Consider the following 15170-nt stretch of genomic DNA (forward strand, 5'->3'; position numbering starts at 1 on the left):
CCCTGTCGGCCGCCCTCATCGCCGCTGACGGACCTCCTCGTAGGCCTCCAGGGCCTCCTGCCGGGACTGCTTCAGGTCGACGACGGGTGTCAGCGGCCTGGGCCTCGCGTCGCGGAGCCACCGGGTGGTGTAGGCGCCGTCCGCGTCGAAGCGGGCCCTTTGGAGCTCGGGATTGAAGACCCGGAAATAGGGCGCCGCGTCGGCACCGCAGCCGGCCACCCACTGCCAGGAGACCGGATTGTTGGCCTCGTCGGCGTCCACCAGGGTGTTCCAAAACCACTGCTCGCCCAGCCACCAGGGCTGCAGCAGGTTCTTGGTGAGCAGTGAGGCGGTGACCATGCGCACCCGGTTGTGCATCCAACCCGTCTGCCACAGCTGCAGCATGCCCGCATCCACCAGGTCGTATCCGGTGCGTCCCTGCTGCCAGGACCGCAGGCGCTCCTCGTCCGGTTCGTAGGGAAAGGCCTCGAACTGGGGCCGCATCGGGCGGGTCGAGAGGTCGTCGAGGTGGAAGGTCAGGTGCCAGCAGAACTCGCGCCAGTAGAGCTGCCGCAGCCAGGCTTGGCGGTCGGTCGCGGGGACGTCAGCCCGGTTGGTTGCCTCGAGCAGCTGCCTCGGGGAAACCTCCCCGGTGCGCAGATGGGGCGACAGGCGGCTGGTTGAGTCGTGGTCCGCGGGCAGGTCGTGTGAGGTTCGGTAGCCCGGTAGCCATTGCTCGATCGCGTCGAGGCGGGCCAGCGCCTCGTCCTCTCCGGGGGACCAGTGCTGTGCGACCGTGTCTCGCCACCACTGCGGGTGGTCGTCGAGCAGGTCCAGGTCGTCGATCTGGCGGGTGACGCCCTCACCCAGGTCGTCGGGCAGAGCCATCGCGCTGTCTGTGGCCTGCGGCGGGGTGTCCGGGGCCGGCAGGCAGGCACCCACGTCGAGCTCCGAGGCTTGGCGGTGGAATGGGGTGAAGACCGTGTAGTGCCCGCCGGTGGTGGTGGACAGCGTCCAGGGCTCCACCAGCAGGCTGCCGGGGTGGCTGTGCGCCGCCAGGCCAGCCGCCAACAGTCCGGCCTTCACCTCGACGTCCAGCGCGCGGGCTGCCGGGGCGTACCGGCGAGTCCACCTGACGGTGCTTGCTCCCAGTCGTTGCGCGAGGTCGGGCAGGATCTGGCGCGCGTCACCCTGGGCGAAGAGCAAGGGGATGCCCAGTTCGGCCAAGGACTGTGACAGCGCGACAAGACTCTGGTGGTACCACCAGCGACTCGCTGCTCCCAACGGGCGCGGTCCCCGGACCTCACCTGTGGCATCGCGCTGGCCGGATTCGCGGATCCACAGTGCCACCACCACCCCGTCGTCCTGCAGTGCAGCACTCAATGCCGGGTGGTCGTGGACCCTGAGGTCGTCGCGCAGCCACAGCAGGGTCGTCACTGCGCGGTCCTCCCCTCGGGCATCTGGGTGAGCAGGCGACGGATGACCTTGCTGGCGGCCGCTTGCCCGGAGGCGATCGCCTCGTCGATGGAGGCATTTCCGAACTGGTCACCGCAAAGCACCGCCTCGTCTCGATACCCGATGCGGCCGTGGGCGAACTGTCCCGGGGCGACGGCGGGCAGCGTGTGGGGTATCCGGTGCGCCGCAAGGGTGCGCCACCCGTCGGTGTCCGCGCCGTAGATGTGCCCCAGGTGCGCGAGCACCTGCTGCTCGTCAACACCGCCATCGGCCTCCTCGCGATCGGCCCGATCACCATCGGTCATGTCACCGTCGGCAAGGGTCAGGGCCGTGACGAGGTGCTGGCCGGCAGGTGCGTGGTCCGGTGCGGCGTGGCTCACCACCGCGGTGGTGACCACCGGGCCGGATGGCTCGCCGTCGACGTGAATGGCGCCGCTGTGACTGGGGGCCCGGTCCGTGGCGAACCACCAGGTGGTGGTCGGGTGCGTCACTGGAGGCTGCTCGCCGGCCAGCACCCCGGTGGCGCGCAGATGGGGATGGGCGGGGTTGAGCACCTGGAAGCCTCGCTCCAGCAGGAAGCCGTCCACCTCGTCGCTGTTGGCCCGTCCGCCAACGCGGTCCGTGGCTTCCAGCACCACGGTCTCGAAGCCTGCATCCTCCAGGGTGGCGGCACAGGCCAGGCCAGCCAAGCCCGCTCCCACCACGATCACGTCATGATGGCTCATCGGGTTTCCTCCTCGTTCCGGGGATCGTCTGCCTTGGGCGAAACGGATGGGTACATCCCTCGATGGGGACCTGGGGCAAACCTAGCGTCATGTCCGGTGCCCGGACGTGGTGCTTGGGACGCTGTCCGCCCGCAGCGGATTGCCACGTACGGGTAGGAATGGGCGACAGTAGTGGCATGGATGAGTACTCTGCACTGACCGTCCTCACCTCCGGCCTGTGGCCAGACCAGCACGGGATGACCGCGTGAGTGCCGAGGTCGCGGTGGTTGGCCTGGGCCCGGCTGGCCGGGCCCTGACCCATCGGCTCCTGGCCCGCGGAGTGCGCGTCATGGCCGTGGACCCGCACCCGGACCGCCCTTGGGCAGCGACCTACGGGGGCTGGCGGCATCAGCTCCCGTCCTGGATCGACGACACCGCGGTGGGCGCCACCAGCGGCGACACCCGCCTGGTGGCGCGGGGCAACCATGTGCTCGCCGGCGAGTACCTGGTGCTGGACAACGAACGGCTGCAGCGGTCGCTGGTCCTCGACGGTGCCACGGTCGAGGCGCGGTGGGTGTCCGACAAGGAGCTGGTCTGTTTGGCCCCCCGAGTGGTCGACTGCCGGGGCAACCGGGTGGGTGTGCCCGGTGGGGTGGCTGTGTCCCAGACGGCCTTCGGGGTCCGGCTGGATCCGCACCAGGCGCGGCCCCTGCTGGCTGGTGCCGAGGCCGTCCTGATGGACTGGCGGCCCTTCGACGGAACATCGCACTGGGGAATCAGGTCACCCAGCTTCTGCTACGTGGTGCCCTTGCCGGATGGCAGGATCCTCGCCGAGGAGACATGTCTGGCGGGCCGACCCGCGCTGTCCCAGCACGAACTGGCCTCACGACTGCACCACAGGCTGAGGGTCCATGGGATCGAACCGCCGGGACAGCACGATGCCGACGTGGAGCGGGTGCACATCCCGATGCTCCCGCGCCCCGGCGCACGCCACGGTTTCGGCGCTGCCGGCCGTGAGGTCAATCCCATCAGCGGCTACAGCGTCTTCTCCTCCCTCGCCCGCGCCGACGAGGTGGCCGATTGCCTCGCGAACGGGCAACCGTGGAGCAGTCGGACCTCTGCATGGCGAACCCAGGCTCTGGAATCCCTGCTCCAGCTCTCGCCCGAGGCAGTCGTCGATCTCTTCGACGCCTTTGGTCGGCTCTCTCCCGGGAGCCAGCAGGCCGTGCTCGATCCGGGCACTCCTGACGGGCCACTGCTGCGGGGTCTGACGCAGCAGTGGATGTTGATGTCGGGTCGAAACAGGCTCGTTGGCGCCACCGCCCGCGGCCTGTTCCAGCGAGGTCGATCATGACGGCACGGCGCGCGGTCCGCGCGGACGAACAGTCCGGCAGGCGGGTGGAGAAGGTCGGCGGCATTTGGCGCGTCGGATCCCTGGAGGCAGCGCGGCAGGTGCTGCGAGCGCGCCACCAGACGACACAGGCCGGGTTCACGGCAGAGTTCATTCCCCAGGGACGCATGGAGCACCGCCCCATCCTCATCTCGGACGGCCCCGTCCATGACGAGCAACGCAGCCAGATCGCCCGGTTCCTCGCCCCGGCGGTGGTGGAGGAACGCTACGGGGAGATGATCGACGCCTGCGCGGATCGGCTGCTGGATGCGGTGGGCGTCGGTGGCGAGGTGGAGCTGCACGACTTGGCGCTGCACTACACGGTGGAGGTGACCGCCGAGATCGTTGGGCTCACCCACAGGTCGGCCCAGCGAGGCCCCGTTGCACGAGATCGAGCGGTGCGCGCCATGTCACGTCGGCTTGTGGCCTTCTTCGACCAACCTCCCTTCGACCTGTCGCGCAAGGACCTGGGGCGCAGTGGCAGGCAATGGGCACGGGCCGCTCACAAGGGTCTGTGGCCGCTGCTCACCTTCTACCTTGCCGACGTGCGTCCGGCCATCCGGGAGCGGCGTCGCAATCCCAGCAACGACGTCATTGGCCACCTGGCCAGCCAGGGATGGTCCAGCACGAACATCCTGGTTGAGGCCGTCACCTACGGCACTGCCGGGATGGTGACGACGCGGGAGTTCATCTGCATGGCGGCGTGGCACCTGATGACCAACCCGGCCCTGGCGCAGCGCTATGTCGTCGCGGGGGCGCGCGAGCGCCTGGCAATCCTGGCCGAGCTGATCCGTCTGGAACCCGTCGTGGGCCACCTCTACCGACGGACGTGTGCGGAGATCGTCATCACCGACGGCGGCGTCTCGCACACCATCCCGGCAGGGGACCTGGTCGACGTGTCCGTGCGTGACGCCAACGCCGATCCACTCGCCATGCAGGACCCCTTGGAGCTGTGTCCCGCTCGCGAGCTGCCCCGGGGAGTTCGCGCCGCTGTGCTCAGCTTCGGTGACGGGGCCCACAGATGCCCCGGCGAGACGCTGGCGCTCCTGGAGGCCGACGTGCTGCTGACGCGGCTGCTGGCACGCAACCCGCAGATGCTGAGGGAACCGTCGATCGGCTGGGACGACCTGGTCAGCGGTTACGAGCTGCGCGGCATGGCAGTGGTCCTCGACCAAGGCTGACAGCCCAGCCGGGGGCACCCCACCGGAACCGCTGTGTGACGCGCTACCGGGGTGTTTTCACGGCTTGGCACGACGCAGCATCGGGGGAGTGAGTCGCTGTGCGGTCAGCAGGCCGTGCATCGGGACGGTCCACAGGTCATGGCCTCGGCCGCCCCATTGCGCCAGAAGGTGGTTGGCGGCCAGGAATCCGGTGGTGGCGGCCCGCTCCATCAGCGCCACCGGCAGATCTGTGCGGACCCAGTCGCCGGCCAGCGTGACCGTGGGCCACGGCGTCTCGACCCCAGGTCGCCGCGACCACGGTTCGGGGGTGACGAGGGTGCAGTCATCCTGCACCAGGACCTCGCGGTGCAGGATGTTCGCCGGGCGTGTCTCGGGGTAGGCGCGATGCAGTTCCTGCAGCAGCTCGTCGACCAGCTGGTCGCGTCGGTGAGGATTCTCCATCAGGTCCCCAGCACAGGCATAGGCGTGCAGCTCCACCACCGAACCTGTGTGCTCCGCGGCCCATTGCGCCGCGCCAAGCTCGAACCGTTCGAGCAGCGAGACGTTGTCCAAGGGGCCGTATCCGGCGGTGCCCAGGAAGGCCGGGCGATCGGCGTCAACCGGACGGTCGAGCCAGAGCCTCACGACGACGAACGGCGGGGCGTTGCGGGTTGCCCCCACCCGCTCGCGCCACTTCACGACCTCGTGGTCCTCACCGGGGATGGTCGCGCACAGGCGGCGCGCCACGCGCGGATCCGTGGCGATGGTCACCGCGTCGGCGGCATGGTCGCCGTGATCGGTGTGGGCGATGATTGCGTCGGGGCCTGCTTCGATGTCCGTGACCGCCGTATCTGTGCGGACATCGACGCCAAGGCGCGTCAGGTGGGCGCCGAGGGGAGCCCACAGCGTGCTGTCGTAGTCATCGTCAGGGACGTCGAAGAGCAGGCCCTCGGCCGACCCCACGAAGTAGGTGTGGAACATTGCCACGAGCTCGCCGGCGGCGAATTGGTAGGGGTCGGCGAAGAACGACCGGGCGAAGACCTCCAGCGCCAGGTCTCGTGCCGTCTCCGGGAAGCGCAACCGGTCCAGGAAGGCGCCCGCCGACTCACCGTCGTAGCGGTCGTAGGTGCCCGGGAAGTGGACCTGGAGCATCTCGAGCGCGGCGATCTTGTCGACCTTCGCCAGGGCGCGTGCCGAGAAGGCTGGACTGCGGCGGACGAACTCCAGGACATTGATTGGCGGTGTGGTGGGCAGGCCGGTGAAGCTGTCCCGGGTGCCGTCCGGACGTTGGAGAGGGTAGTCGTTGATGGCAACTAGGCGTTCGAGGTCGGGGTCAGCACGGCGAAGCAGCGCTCGCAGGTTGTAGTACTGCCGGAAGAAGGCGTGGAAGCCGCGGCTCATCGTGCGCTGGCCGTCGACGGGCCAGGACTGCACCCGGCCGCCCAGACGCGGTCCAGCTTCCAAGAGCGTGACGTGGACTCCGCGTTCGGCAAGCGCCGTGGCAGCGGCAAGGCCGGCGATGCCACCTCCCACGACCACCACCGTTCGGTCGTGCACCACGTCATCCCCAGCGTGACCGGGGTGGCGCACCGCGTGGCGATCGATGCCCGGTCGGCCGGTTGTCGGGATCATTGTTCCTCCATGCAGGTGGTGGGATCAGGGCGCGTGGTCACGCCAGGCGACGCAGAGATGACGTCGCGACCGGCCCAGGCGCGTGCAGCCAGCGCGGCCTTCTCTCGCGTCGGGACGCGACGGCGTTCGGTGAACACGTCGTAGTCGGCGTCCTCGATGCGCACCAGGATGCGGCGGTACAGCTCGAGGGCGGTTGCCACGCAACGTCGTGAGGAATCGGGCAGCATGGGAAGGCCAGTCTCTGCCTCACGGTAGAGCTCCCGGTTCCGCTCGATCTGCATTGCCATCAGGCTGCGCCACTGGGGGGTGACGACCCGTTGCCACGGATCTGCGCCGTGGGTGGCCAGTTCGTCGGCCGGGAGGTAGACACGTCCGCGGTCCAGGTCCTCTCCGACATCACGCAGGAAGTTGGTCAGCTGGAAGGCGTGCCCGAGCATCCTCGCCGGGTGCGTGGCCTCGGACGTGAGGGGCTCGAGGACCGGAAGCATCATCTCCCCGATGACCGCTGCGGAACCCTCCATGTACCGGTCGCGCAGGTCGGGCCATGAGGCCCAGGTCGTCATGACCAGATCCAGGGCCATCGCGTCGAAGAAGCGGTCGAAGCATTCCAGATCAGTTCCGCGACGTGTGAGGCTGTCCGCGACGGCGGCCAGCACCGGATCCGGCGATGTCCCCCTGTCAACGGCGTCCCTGAAGGCGCCGCGGAAGGCGGCCAATCGTTCAGTGGGGCTTCCCTGCGGGATCCCGGCGATCTCCCGGTCGGGTTCGTCCAGGATGTCGTCGGCCAGACGACACAGGGCATAGACGGCGTACACGTCCCGCCGTTGCTCCTTCGGCAGCAGCATGGCGCCCCAGTAGTACGTGGTGCCGTGCTGGCGGGTCAGCGCAGCACACCGACGGTAGCCCGCGGCCAAGGCGTTCATCGCAGACCCTCGATGATGCGTTGTGCGGCGAGTTTGCCGGAGATCAACACCATCGGGATCCCGACTCCCGGAGTGGTTCCAGATCCCGCGAAGGCAAGGCCTGGCACTCGTCGGTCAATGTTCCGGGGTCGGAACGGACCGCTCTGGCGCAGGGTGTGGGACAGGGCGAAGGGCGTTCCGGCGGCCATTCCCTGTTCCTGCCAGTCCAGCGGGGTCACGAGCTGCTCGGTGCGGATGGCCGTGGGATAGCCCGCCGACTGCAGGAAGGACAGCATCCGCTCACGCATGGCTGGGGCCTCGCGCTCCCAGTCCACGTGACCGACCTTCAGGTTGGGCACGGGTTCCAGGACATAGAGGCTCTGGCACCCTTCGGGGGCTGCGGCGGGGTCATGGATCGACGGGATGGCCACATACCGCGACGGGTCCCTCATGGGTCGTCCAGCAACCATCAGGTCGTCGAAGGCCTCGTCCCACTGGTCTCCGAAGTGGATGTTGTGGTGGAGGGCTCCGGCGGGGATCTCGGTGCCTTCGACACCGAGGTGCCAGACCACGGCCGACGGCGAGTACTCACCGTGCCGTGCCACCCACGGCGCGCGCAGGCCCGGGAGCATGCGTTCGTAGGCGGTGGGTAGATCGGCCGTGACCACGACGGCATCGGCGACGAGCTGCTCCCCATCGTCCAGGACGACGCCGCGGGCTGCTCCGCTGGCGTCCCGCAGGATGTGGTCCACCGATGTGGAGTAGCGAATGTGGACGCCGTGGGACTCCAGGGCTGCGGCCATGGCCTTGGGCACCGCATGCATGCCGCCTCGGGGGAACCAGACGCCCTGCACCGAATCCATGTAGGTGATGACCGAGTACAGCGCGAGGGCCTTGGCCGGAGCGAGGCCCGCGTACATGGCCTGGAAGCTGAACAGCTTGTGGAGGCGTTCGTCGTCGAAGCGGCGGTTTACCTCGGGTCCGAGCTTTGCGAAAGCCCTGAGCCGCAACAGTTTCAGCGCGGCGCTCGGCGAGCTGAACAGTGACAGCGGAGAGGAGAAGTTCTTGTCGATGAAGTGCGGTAGTTCAACATCGTTGAGCTCTTGCAGCCAGTCGACGAAGGTGTCGAAGGCTGCGGCGTCCTTTGTCCCGCATTCACGGGCGATCTCCTCGCGCATGAGCTCGCGGCCCGGCCGCACGTCAAGGGTCGAACCGTCGGCAAAGACGCCGTGGTAGCAGGGGTCCAGCAGGTCGAGTGTGACGTGGTCCTCAACGTGTTCCCCGAGGGCGGCGAAGGCCTCCTCCAACAGGGGGACCATGGTGAAGACGACCGGGCCCGTGTCGAAGCGGAAGCCGTCCTGCTCCAAGGTGCCGTTGCGCCCGCCCGGGAAGGACTCCCGCTCGACGATGGTCACCCGGTGACCGGCTCCCCGCAGATGCATGGCGGCTGCCAGGCCCGAGAGGCCAGCGCCGACGACCACGGTGGTGGTGCCCGTGCCGTTCATCGGTTGCGCCACGCGATCTGTCCGGCGGCTTCGGTGAGCCCAGCGATGCAGGTCTCCTCAAGTGGTGGTCCGAGGAAGGCGACGGCGCGATCGTGCTCGGCGGATATCAGCTCCTCCATCCGGTTGCGCACGCCGGCCCGCTCCAGGGCCTTGGCGAGGTGGGAGGCCTCCCGTTGGCCGAACCGCTCCGATCCGACCCGTCCGAGCAGGTCCGCGTCGCTCCCTTCGAGGACGTCCGAGGCCAGGCTCAGGACCATTGTTGCCTTGCCTTCGACCAGGTCGTCGCTGGCGGGCTTGCCGGTCACCTCGGGATCGCCCCAGACGCCCAACAGGTCGTCGCGCAGGGCGAAGGCAGCGCCGGCGTGGTCGGCGTAGCGTGCGAGGACATCGAGCACGGTGTCGTTGGCGTCTGCGGCCATGGCACCCAGCTGGAGCGGCCGGTCGATCGTGTAGCGTCCCGACTTGAGCCGCGCGACGTGGGTGGCGTGGTCGCGGTCCCTGCGCCCCGCTGCCGCACCTGTCAGGTCGGCCCGCTGGCCCACCATGAGCTCAGTGCACAACTGGTACCAGACGTCCCTCATCGGGCGGGGAGCCTCGGCCATGATCTGGTCCGCCAGCATGTGCGCCAGGTCGCCCAGAAGAATGGCGATGTTGTTACCGAAGACGCTGCTGGAGCCCAGAACCCCTGCATCCTCGTGGTGGCGGCTGGCTGCGATGTGCGCTGCGGGCAGGCCCCGCCGAATCTGCGACTCGTCCATCACGTCGTCGTGGATCAGGCCGAAGAGGTGGAGCAGCTCCAGTGCGGCGGCCGCCCGCACCGCCTGGGCCATCTGCTGACCGTTGGCGGCGCTGCCGCCTCCTGCGAGAAATCCCCACCACACCATGGTTGCCCTGAACCTCTTGCCCTTGCCGATCAGGTGGGCGCTCAACATCGCAGGCAGGTCGTCGGGCAGCACGTCGAGGCCGACCGGCTGGGCATCGGGGTGCCATCTCGCGTCAAGGCCGCCCAGCTGCTCCACCAACTCGTCCTCCACGGCTGCCAGGAACCCGGTCAGGTCTACGGGGCAGCATTGCGCGGAGGTCGGGGTGAGGCCCCTGGGCCGGTCCGCGAGCTGCTCCACCTGGAGCACTGACCAAGGGCTGAACACTTGGGGAGTAGCTGTCACCGCCGCGCCCAGCGCTTCCCATTCCACCCAGGCCCAGTCCATGACCTCGTCAGGGTCAGGGTTCAGCTCACCCCCGTCGGTACGGGCGACGTAGACGGGGCAGATCTCGTTCTCGACGATTCCACCCGCATCGACGGCGCGGTAGCGGAAGTCCGGCAGCACAGGTCGCGGGTCCTGGATCTCGATGCCCAGCTCCTCGAAGGCCCGGCGACGAATCGCGTCCCGGTCGTCCTCCTCGGGGCGAGGGTGGCCGCAGCAGGCATTGGTCCAGACGCCCGGCCAGGTGACCTTCGTGAGGGCACGACGAGTGATCAGCACGCGACCTCGATCGTCGAACAGGTAGCAGGAGAACGCCCGGTGCAAGGGGGTGGTGCTCGTGTGGACGGCCAGGCGGGCCGACGTCCCCACAGGGGTGCCCTGGTCGTCGAGCAGGATGACGAGGTCGTCCACGGCTTCGTCCACCATGGAACCGCTGTTCGTGCTGAGGTTGATCATGGCGCTCTCCTGTACGGGGGTCTCGCCCGATGCTATGGGTGCCGGTCAGTGCGAGACACTGACCTACTCAGAAATCTACGCACAACAGCACTAGTGAGCAAATCTGTGCGCAGAAATCTTGATAGAATTTCCGTATGGAGACGACAACCGCCCACGACATGAGCATCGGTGACGTGGCTGCTGCTGCGGGGATCAGTGCCTCGACGCTGCGCTCATGGGAGGTGCGGTACCAGCTGGTCGACCCGATTCGCTCGTATGGTCTGACCCGTCGCTACACCGAGGCGCAGTTGGAGACCATCCGAACGATGAAGCAACTGGTGGACTCCGGGCTGCCCGCGCGCAAGGCCGCAGCGATGCTCCGTCAGGCGGCGCCTGCTCAGCCCCGCGTCTCACAGGCGGGGCCGCTCGGCGACTCCGGGCTGCTGGTGCGCCATGGGGCAGCTCCGGCGCAGTTGCGACGGGCGATCGACGAGGTCTTCGCCTCTGCGCCGTTCGAGACAGTCCTGTCCATGTGGCTCATGCCGAACCTGCGCACCCTCGGCGACGCGTGGGCGGACGGGCAGTTGGACATTGCCACGGAGCACCTCATCAGCATTCTGATCCGACACAAGCTCGGGACCTTGCTCGACGCGCTCCCTTCGGACGGGCCACGGGTCCTGGTGGGCCTTCCCGCGGGCGCCCGGCACGAGATCCCGTCGCTCGCTCTGGCCATCTGTCTGCGTCGGCGACACTTCGACGCCCAATTCCTGGGAGCTGACACCCCAGAGGAGAGCTGGGCGGCCGCCTGCGCCATGCTCACGCCACAGGCCATCGTGCTGGGCACGCTCCTGCCAGCGGACACCCACAGCGCGCAGTCCGCGATCCAGGCCTGCAGCGGCCGGGTGCCGCTGATCTACGTCGGCGGCCCACAGATGCCTGACACGGACCTGGCCACGCATCTTCCCGATGACATCCCCATGGCGGCGGATGTCATCGCCGCCTCCCTCGCCAGCTAGTTCCACCATCTGCACAACCCAAGTGCCATCAGCCAAGGAGCCATCAGTGAGCAATCCATCCAACGGGGCCGCCCCTACCCATCCACTCGCCCCCTATGACGCCCTTCTGCTGGTGTCTTTCGGGGGTCCGGAGGGGCCCGATGAGGTGATCGACTTCCTCGAGATCGTCACGAAGGGCTCCGGTGTGCCTCGTGAGCGGCTGGAGCATGTGGGGGAGCACTACTTCCGCTTCGGTGGTCGCAGCCCGATCAACGACCAGAACAGGGCACTCATCGCCGCCCTGCACTCGGAACTGGCGGACCGCGGCGCAGACATGCCCATCTACTGGGGAAACCGCAACTGGCATCCCTTCATCACCCAGGCGCTGGAGGAGATCGTCACCGCTGGTCATCATCGGGTCCTGATGCTGACCACCAGCGCCTACCCCAGCTACTCGGGCTGCCGGTCCTACCGTGAGGACGTGCAGGAAGCCCTCGACGAGCTCGATGCGCCAATGGTCATCGACCGCATCGGTAACTACGGACTGGACGACGGTTTCGTCACCGCCAACGCCCAGGCGCTGCAGGCCGCTCTCGGCGAACTGCCCGGCGCTCACGTGCTCTTCGTCACCCACTCGATCCCCACCGCCATGGACGAGGCATCCGGGCCCGTCGGCGAGTCGGGCGCCTACGTGCGCCGGCACCTCGACGTGGCCGGGCGGGTGGCAACCGTCGCAGGGGGTGCCAGCGGTCACGAGCTGGTCTTCTGCTCGCGCTCCGGGCGCCCCGAGACTCCGTGGCTCGAACCGGACGTGAACGATCGCCTCGCAGAGCTACATGAGAAGGGAATCGACAGGGTGGTGATCGCTCCCATCGGTTTCGTGAGTGATCACATGGAGGTCATCTATGACCTCGACACCGAGGCGCGGCAGACCTGTGACGAGTTGGGCATGACGATGGTCCGCGCGGCAACGGTGGGGACCATGCAACCCTTCGTCGCGGCGCTGATTGACCGGGCCATGTCCCGCGCGGACCAGGCACGAGTGCAGCCTGGGTGCCCGCTGCAGACCCCCGAGGGGTGCGGTGGCCACGGGTGCTGCGCCAACTCGCGGGCGCCACTGACCCCGGCGCTCGACTGAGATTGCCACGACCTCGGTCAGCGTGAGGGAATGAGAAGCCACGGGCGAGCTGTCCACCATCGGCACACCCAATCCACCAGTGTCGTCATGTCCGGGGCAATTCCTCCCTTGAGAATGAAGTCGCCTTGGTGCGGGGTGAGGCTGAGGCGGTGCTGGAAGGACTCCAGCAGGTGCCGGGTCAACAATTCCTGGGTGGGCGCGGCAGTTCGTTGCTTGGCTGCCGTGGAGCGGGCCAAGAACTGCAGTCGGCGAAACGTTTGGTCCCCGGTGGTCATGACAGGACCTCCAGCGCATCGAACACGGGTCGCTTCGCCCGGGGGATCTGGATTGCGAGTTGGGCGATCTCGGCGGGTTTGCCTCCCCGGCGCAGCCATTCCTTCAGTGCGTCTCGTGCCGTTTCATAGCCGAGCTGCCCGCGCAGCCGGAAGGCATCCACGATGCTGCGTTCAGGGCTGTAGAGCTCAATCAGCTCTGATGACCCGTCGATGGTGACCAGGTCACGCCCCAGCTCGAACGTGTCGGGGTCGAAGGCGTGCCACGTCAAGGTCGGAGTTCTCTTGGGAATCCTGGTTCCCCGTGGCAGGGCGACCTGCAGGGAGGTCGGAATCTCGTCGACCAGATCGTGATGGGCCAGGGCCGAGACCAGACAGATGGTGGCGTGTGGTCGCAGTGCCACCGCCTGCAGCTTGTCCTGGTCCACGGCGGTCCGATCGCTCTTCCGGTAGACACCAGGGGCAATTCGCTGCAGCTCTCCTCGTTGGAGCGCCCGATGAGCTGCGACAGGTGACAGGTCGCGGCGCCTAAGCCGGAGCAAGTCGGACATCAGGCACCTCCTTCTGAAATGAAGCGTACACAGATAACTGTATCTGTAGACGATTCTATCCATCCGAGTTCATGGACGGGATGCGTGGAAGGAACCGCGCTGCGACGGCGATGTGCTGTTGGTGGTCATGCACCTTCAAGCCAGAGACCATCGCCTCGTGCCTGCTGTGGTGCGCGCCGTCGCCGAGGTGGAGGGGGAACGCCTGGTGAAGCAGGGGGAACTGAGGTCGTGTGCGACTCGGCGGCGAGTCTCATGCACAATGGGTGTCAACTCTTTCGAGGAGGATGCGGCGCTCAAGCCAAGTGCACGTGGAGTGCACGACACAAAGACAATGTGCCGCTGACTGATCCATAAGACCTAGTCAGCGGCACATTGCGGTTAGTAGCGGGGACAGGATTTGAACCTGTGACCTCTGGGTTATGAGCCCAGCGAGCTACCGAGCTGCTCCACCCCGCGTCGGTGAAAACAACATTACAGGGATCCGAACGAAACGCAAAATCGAGGGCTGTGGCGGGCCCCAAGGCGTGCGGATGGAGCGGGCCCAGAGGGGGATTCGACGTGCGGAGTGCACTGCGCACGTCGGAGAACCCTTCGACAGGCTCAGGGATCGTGATGGGCAGCCGGGTCCATGGTGGGACGGGCCCAGGGATCCACGGGGCGATCAGTCGACATCGGGCACCAGGGCCCGGGCCTCCACATAGTCCAGACCGGTGAGTTCCAGCAGGTCGACGAGCATCGAGCGCAGCTGGGCAAAGATCACCAGTCCGGAGAGGGTCCCGTGCATGCCGGCGGCCGACGTGGCATCGGCCAGCGCAATGATCCGTGGGCGGGCGCGTTCGGGGATGCGACGTGCGGACAGCTCCTGCGCGCAGAAGTCGGTGACATCGGCCAGCTGGTCCACCAGGTCCAGGTAGTCGAAGGGCACGGCCTCCTTGCGCCACGTGGCGATGGCGGCACGGCGGGCGAAGACCCGCAGGTTGCGCACCAGCCGGTCCAGCGGCGCGACGAGCTCTGCGATCGCCTGCGTCTGTTCGCGATGTCCGCGAAGGAAGGGGGAGTAGCGGGTCACCGCGACGCCCTCCGCAGCCGCGTCAGACAACTTGGTCAGCCGGCTCTGGGTGGCACGGGCCCGCTCCAGCACCTGTTCCCCGGCAGCGTCGTCCATCTCCCGCAGCGCCTCAGCGGCGCGACGTACGGTGCCGGCGCAGTGCTCCAGGACCTCGGCGGCCCGCAGTCGCGGCCTCTGCACCGGGCCGGTGGGGGCCACGGTGGCGAAGAGCAGGGCCAGGCAACAGCCCAGGAGGGCATCCTCCCAGCGGCTGAGTCCCTCGTTGGGGGCGGGCATCAGCGTCATGACCGTCGCCGCCTGGATTCCCGACTGGTTGATCATCAACGGTTTCGCGTTGAACCAGGTGGCCACCGACATCGCCACGAGACAGACCAGGCTGATCTGCCAGGGCCCCGTTCCGAAGAGCGTGACGAAGATGTCGCCGGTCAACACGCCGATGAAGACGCCGGAGGAGACCTCGATCACGCGGGTGAGCCGTTGGCCGAAGCTGAAGCCCAGGCAGATGATGGCAGCCACCGAGGCAAAGAAGGGCATCTCGTGCCCCAGCAGGTTGCGGCCCAGGAACCACGCAAGCCCTGCCGCCATGGAGATCTGGCAGATCATGAACAGCCGGCTGCGCCACCGCTCGACCCGACGACGCTGTTCCTGCAACCCCAGCCGGGCCGCGCTCTCCGAGAGGTCGAAGGCGCGCAGGGCGACGTCGTGGAAGACCTCGCCGGGACGGTACGCGCCGTTGCCACCCATTGCGGTCCTCTCTCGTCAGCTCTCTGGCACATTC

The 15170-nt window shown here is 67.8% G+C and carries 13 protein-coding genes, 1 tRNA gene and 1 pseudogene; 4 read left to right on the forward strand and 11 right to left on the reverse strand.

Annotation, left to right across the window (positions count from 1 at the left end):
- Nucleotides 1–15 precede the first annotated feature (15 nt).
- Nucleotides 16–1416, reverse strand: a complete 1401-nt coding sequence (locus tag EDD41_RS00370; protein ID WP_123574609.1) for a cryptochrome/photolyase family protein — start codon at nt 1414–1416, stop codon at nt 16–18.
- Nucleotides 1413–2159, reverse strand: a complete 747-nt coding sequence (locus EDD41_RS00375; protein ID WP_123574610.1) for an FAD-dependent oxidoreductase — start codon at nt 2157–2159, stop codon at nt 1413–1415. The genes EDD41_RS00370 and EDD41_RS00375 overlap by 4 nt, the downstream gene beginning before the upstream one ends.
- A gap of 244 nt (nt 2160–2403) precedes the next feature.
- Here EDD41_RS00375 and EDD41_RS00380 point away from each other — a divergent pair, with 244 nt between their 5' ends.
- A complete protein-coding gene (locus EDD41_RS00380) occupies nt 2404–3492 on the forward strand; it encodes a lycopene cyclase family protein (protein ID WP_170165173.1) in 1089 nt (362 codons plus the stop codon).
- Nucleotides 3489–4709, forward strand: coding sequence for a cytochrome P450 (locus EDD41_RS00385; RefSeq protein WP_123574612.1), 1221 nt, complete (start codon nt 3489–3491; stop codon nt 4707–4709). The genes EDD41_RS00380 and EDD41_RS00385 overlap by 4 nt, the downstream gene beginning before the upstream one ends.
- A 57-nt stretch (nt 4710–4766) precedes the next feature.
- On the opposite strand, the gene EDD41_RS00390 is transcribed toward EDD41_RS00385, so the two are convergent.
- From EDD41_RS00390 to idi, 5 genes and pseudogenes are all read right to left on the reverse strand, one after another.
- Nucleotides 4767–6320 (reverse strand): FAD-dependent oxidoreductase, encoded by a 1554-nt coding sequence (locus tag EDD41_RS00390; protein ID WP_094764737.1) that lies wholly within the window; start codon nt 6318–6320, stop codon nt 4767–4769.
- Nucleotides 6317–7243: a phytoene/squalene synthase family protein gene (locus EDD41_RS00395; RefSeq protein WP_123574613.1), complete on the reverse strand. Its 927-nt coding sequence runs from the start codon at nt 7241–7243 to the stop codon at nt 6317–6319. The genes EDD41_RS00390 and EDD41_RS00395 overlap by 4 nt, the downstream gene beginning before the upstream one ends.
- Complete coding sequence (gene crtI / locus EDD41_RS00400) at nt 7240–8727, reverse strand: phytoene desaturase family protein (protein WP_123574614.1); 1488 nt, start codon at nt 8725–8727, stop codon at nt 7240–7242. Before crtI ends, EDD41_RS00395 begins: the two co-directional genes overlap by 4 nt.
- The gene (locus tag EDD41_RS17285; protein ID WP_281273176.1) at nt 8724–9659 is read right to left on the reverse strand and encodes a polyprenyl synthetase family protein; all 936 of its coding nucleotides are present in this window, start codon (nt 9657–9659) and stop codon (nt 8724–8726) included. Before EDD41_RS17285 ends, crtI begins: the two co-directional genes overlap by 4 nt.
- 141 nt (nt 9660–9800) lie before the next feature.
- Nucleotides 9801–10388 (reverse strand): annotated as a pseudogene (gene idi, locus EDD41_RS17290) (isopentenyl-diphosphate Delta-isomerase); the annotation flags it as partial.
- A gap of 134 nt (nt 10389–10522) precedes the next feature.
- Here idi and EDD41_RS00410 point away from each other — a divergent pair.
- Both EDD41_RS00410 and EDD41_RS00415 read left to right on the forward strand, forming a co-directional pair.
- Nucleotides 10523–11383: a MerR family transcriptional regulator gene (locus tag EDD41_RS00410; protein ID WP_123574615.1), complete on the forward strand. Its 861-nt coding sequence runs from the start codon at nt 10523–10525 to the stop codon at nt 11381–11383.
- 46 nt (nt 11384–11429) lie between these two features.
- Nucleotides 11430–12500, forward strand: a complete 1071-nt coding sequence (locus EDD41_RS00415) for a ferrochelatase (protein WP_245995474.1) — start codon at nt 11430–11432, stop codon at nt 12498–12500.
- 17 nt (nt 12501–12517) lie between these two features.
- Here EDD41_RS00415 and EDD41_RS00420 read toward each other — a convergent pair whose 3' ends face one another.
- From EDD41_RS00420 to EDD41_RS00435, 4 genes are all read right to left on the reverse strand, one after another.
- On the reverse strand, nt 12518–12775 hold the full coding sequence (locus EDD41_RS00420) for a hypothetical protein (RefSeq protein WP_123574617.1): 258 nt from the start codon (nt 12773–12775) through the stop codon (nt 12518–12520).
- Nucleotides 12772–13200, reverse strand: a complete 429-nt coding sequence (locus EDD41_RS00425) for a type IV toxin-antitoxin system AbiEi family antitoxin domain-containing protein (RefSeq protein ID WP_245995475.1) — start codon at nt 13198–13200, stop codon at nt 12772–12774. The genes EDD41_RS00420 and EDD41_RS00425 overlap by 4 nt, the downstream gene beginning before the upstream one ends.
- Before the next feature lie 505 nt (nt 13201–13705).
- A tRNA-Met gene (locus EDD41_RS00430) sits at nt 13706–13779 on the reverse strand.
- 205 nt (nt 13780–13984) lie between these two features.
- A complete protein-coding gene (locus EDD41_RS00435; protein ID WP_094764730.1) occupies nt 13985–15136 on the reverse strand; it encodes an FUSC family protein in 1152 nt (383 codons plus the stop codon).
- Between the last annotated feature and the right edge of the window lie 34 nt (nt 15137–15170).

It is taken from the genome of Luteococcus japonicus (assembly GCF_003752415.1).
GTDB lineage: Bacteria > Actinomycetota > Actinomycetes > Propionibacteriales > Propionibacteriaceae > Luteococcus > Luteococcus japonicus.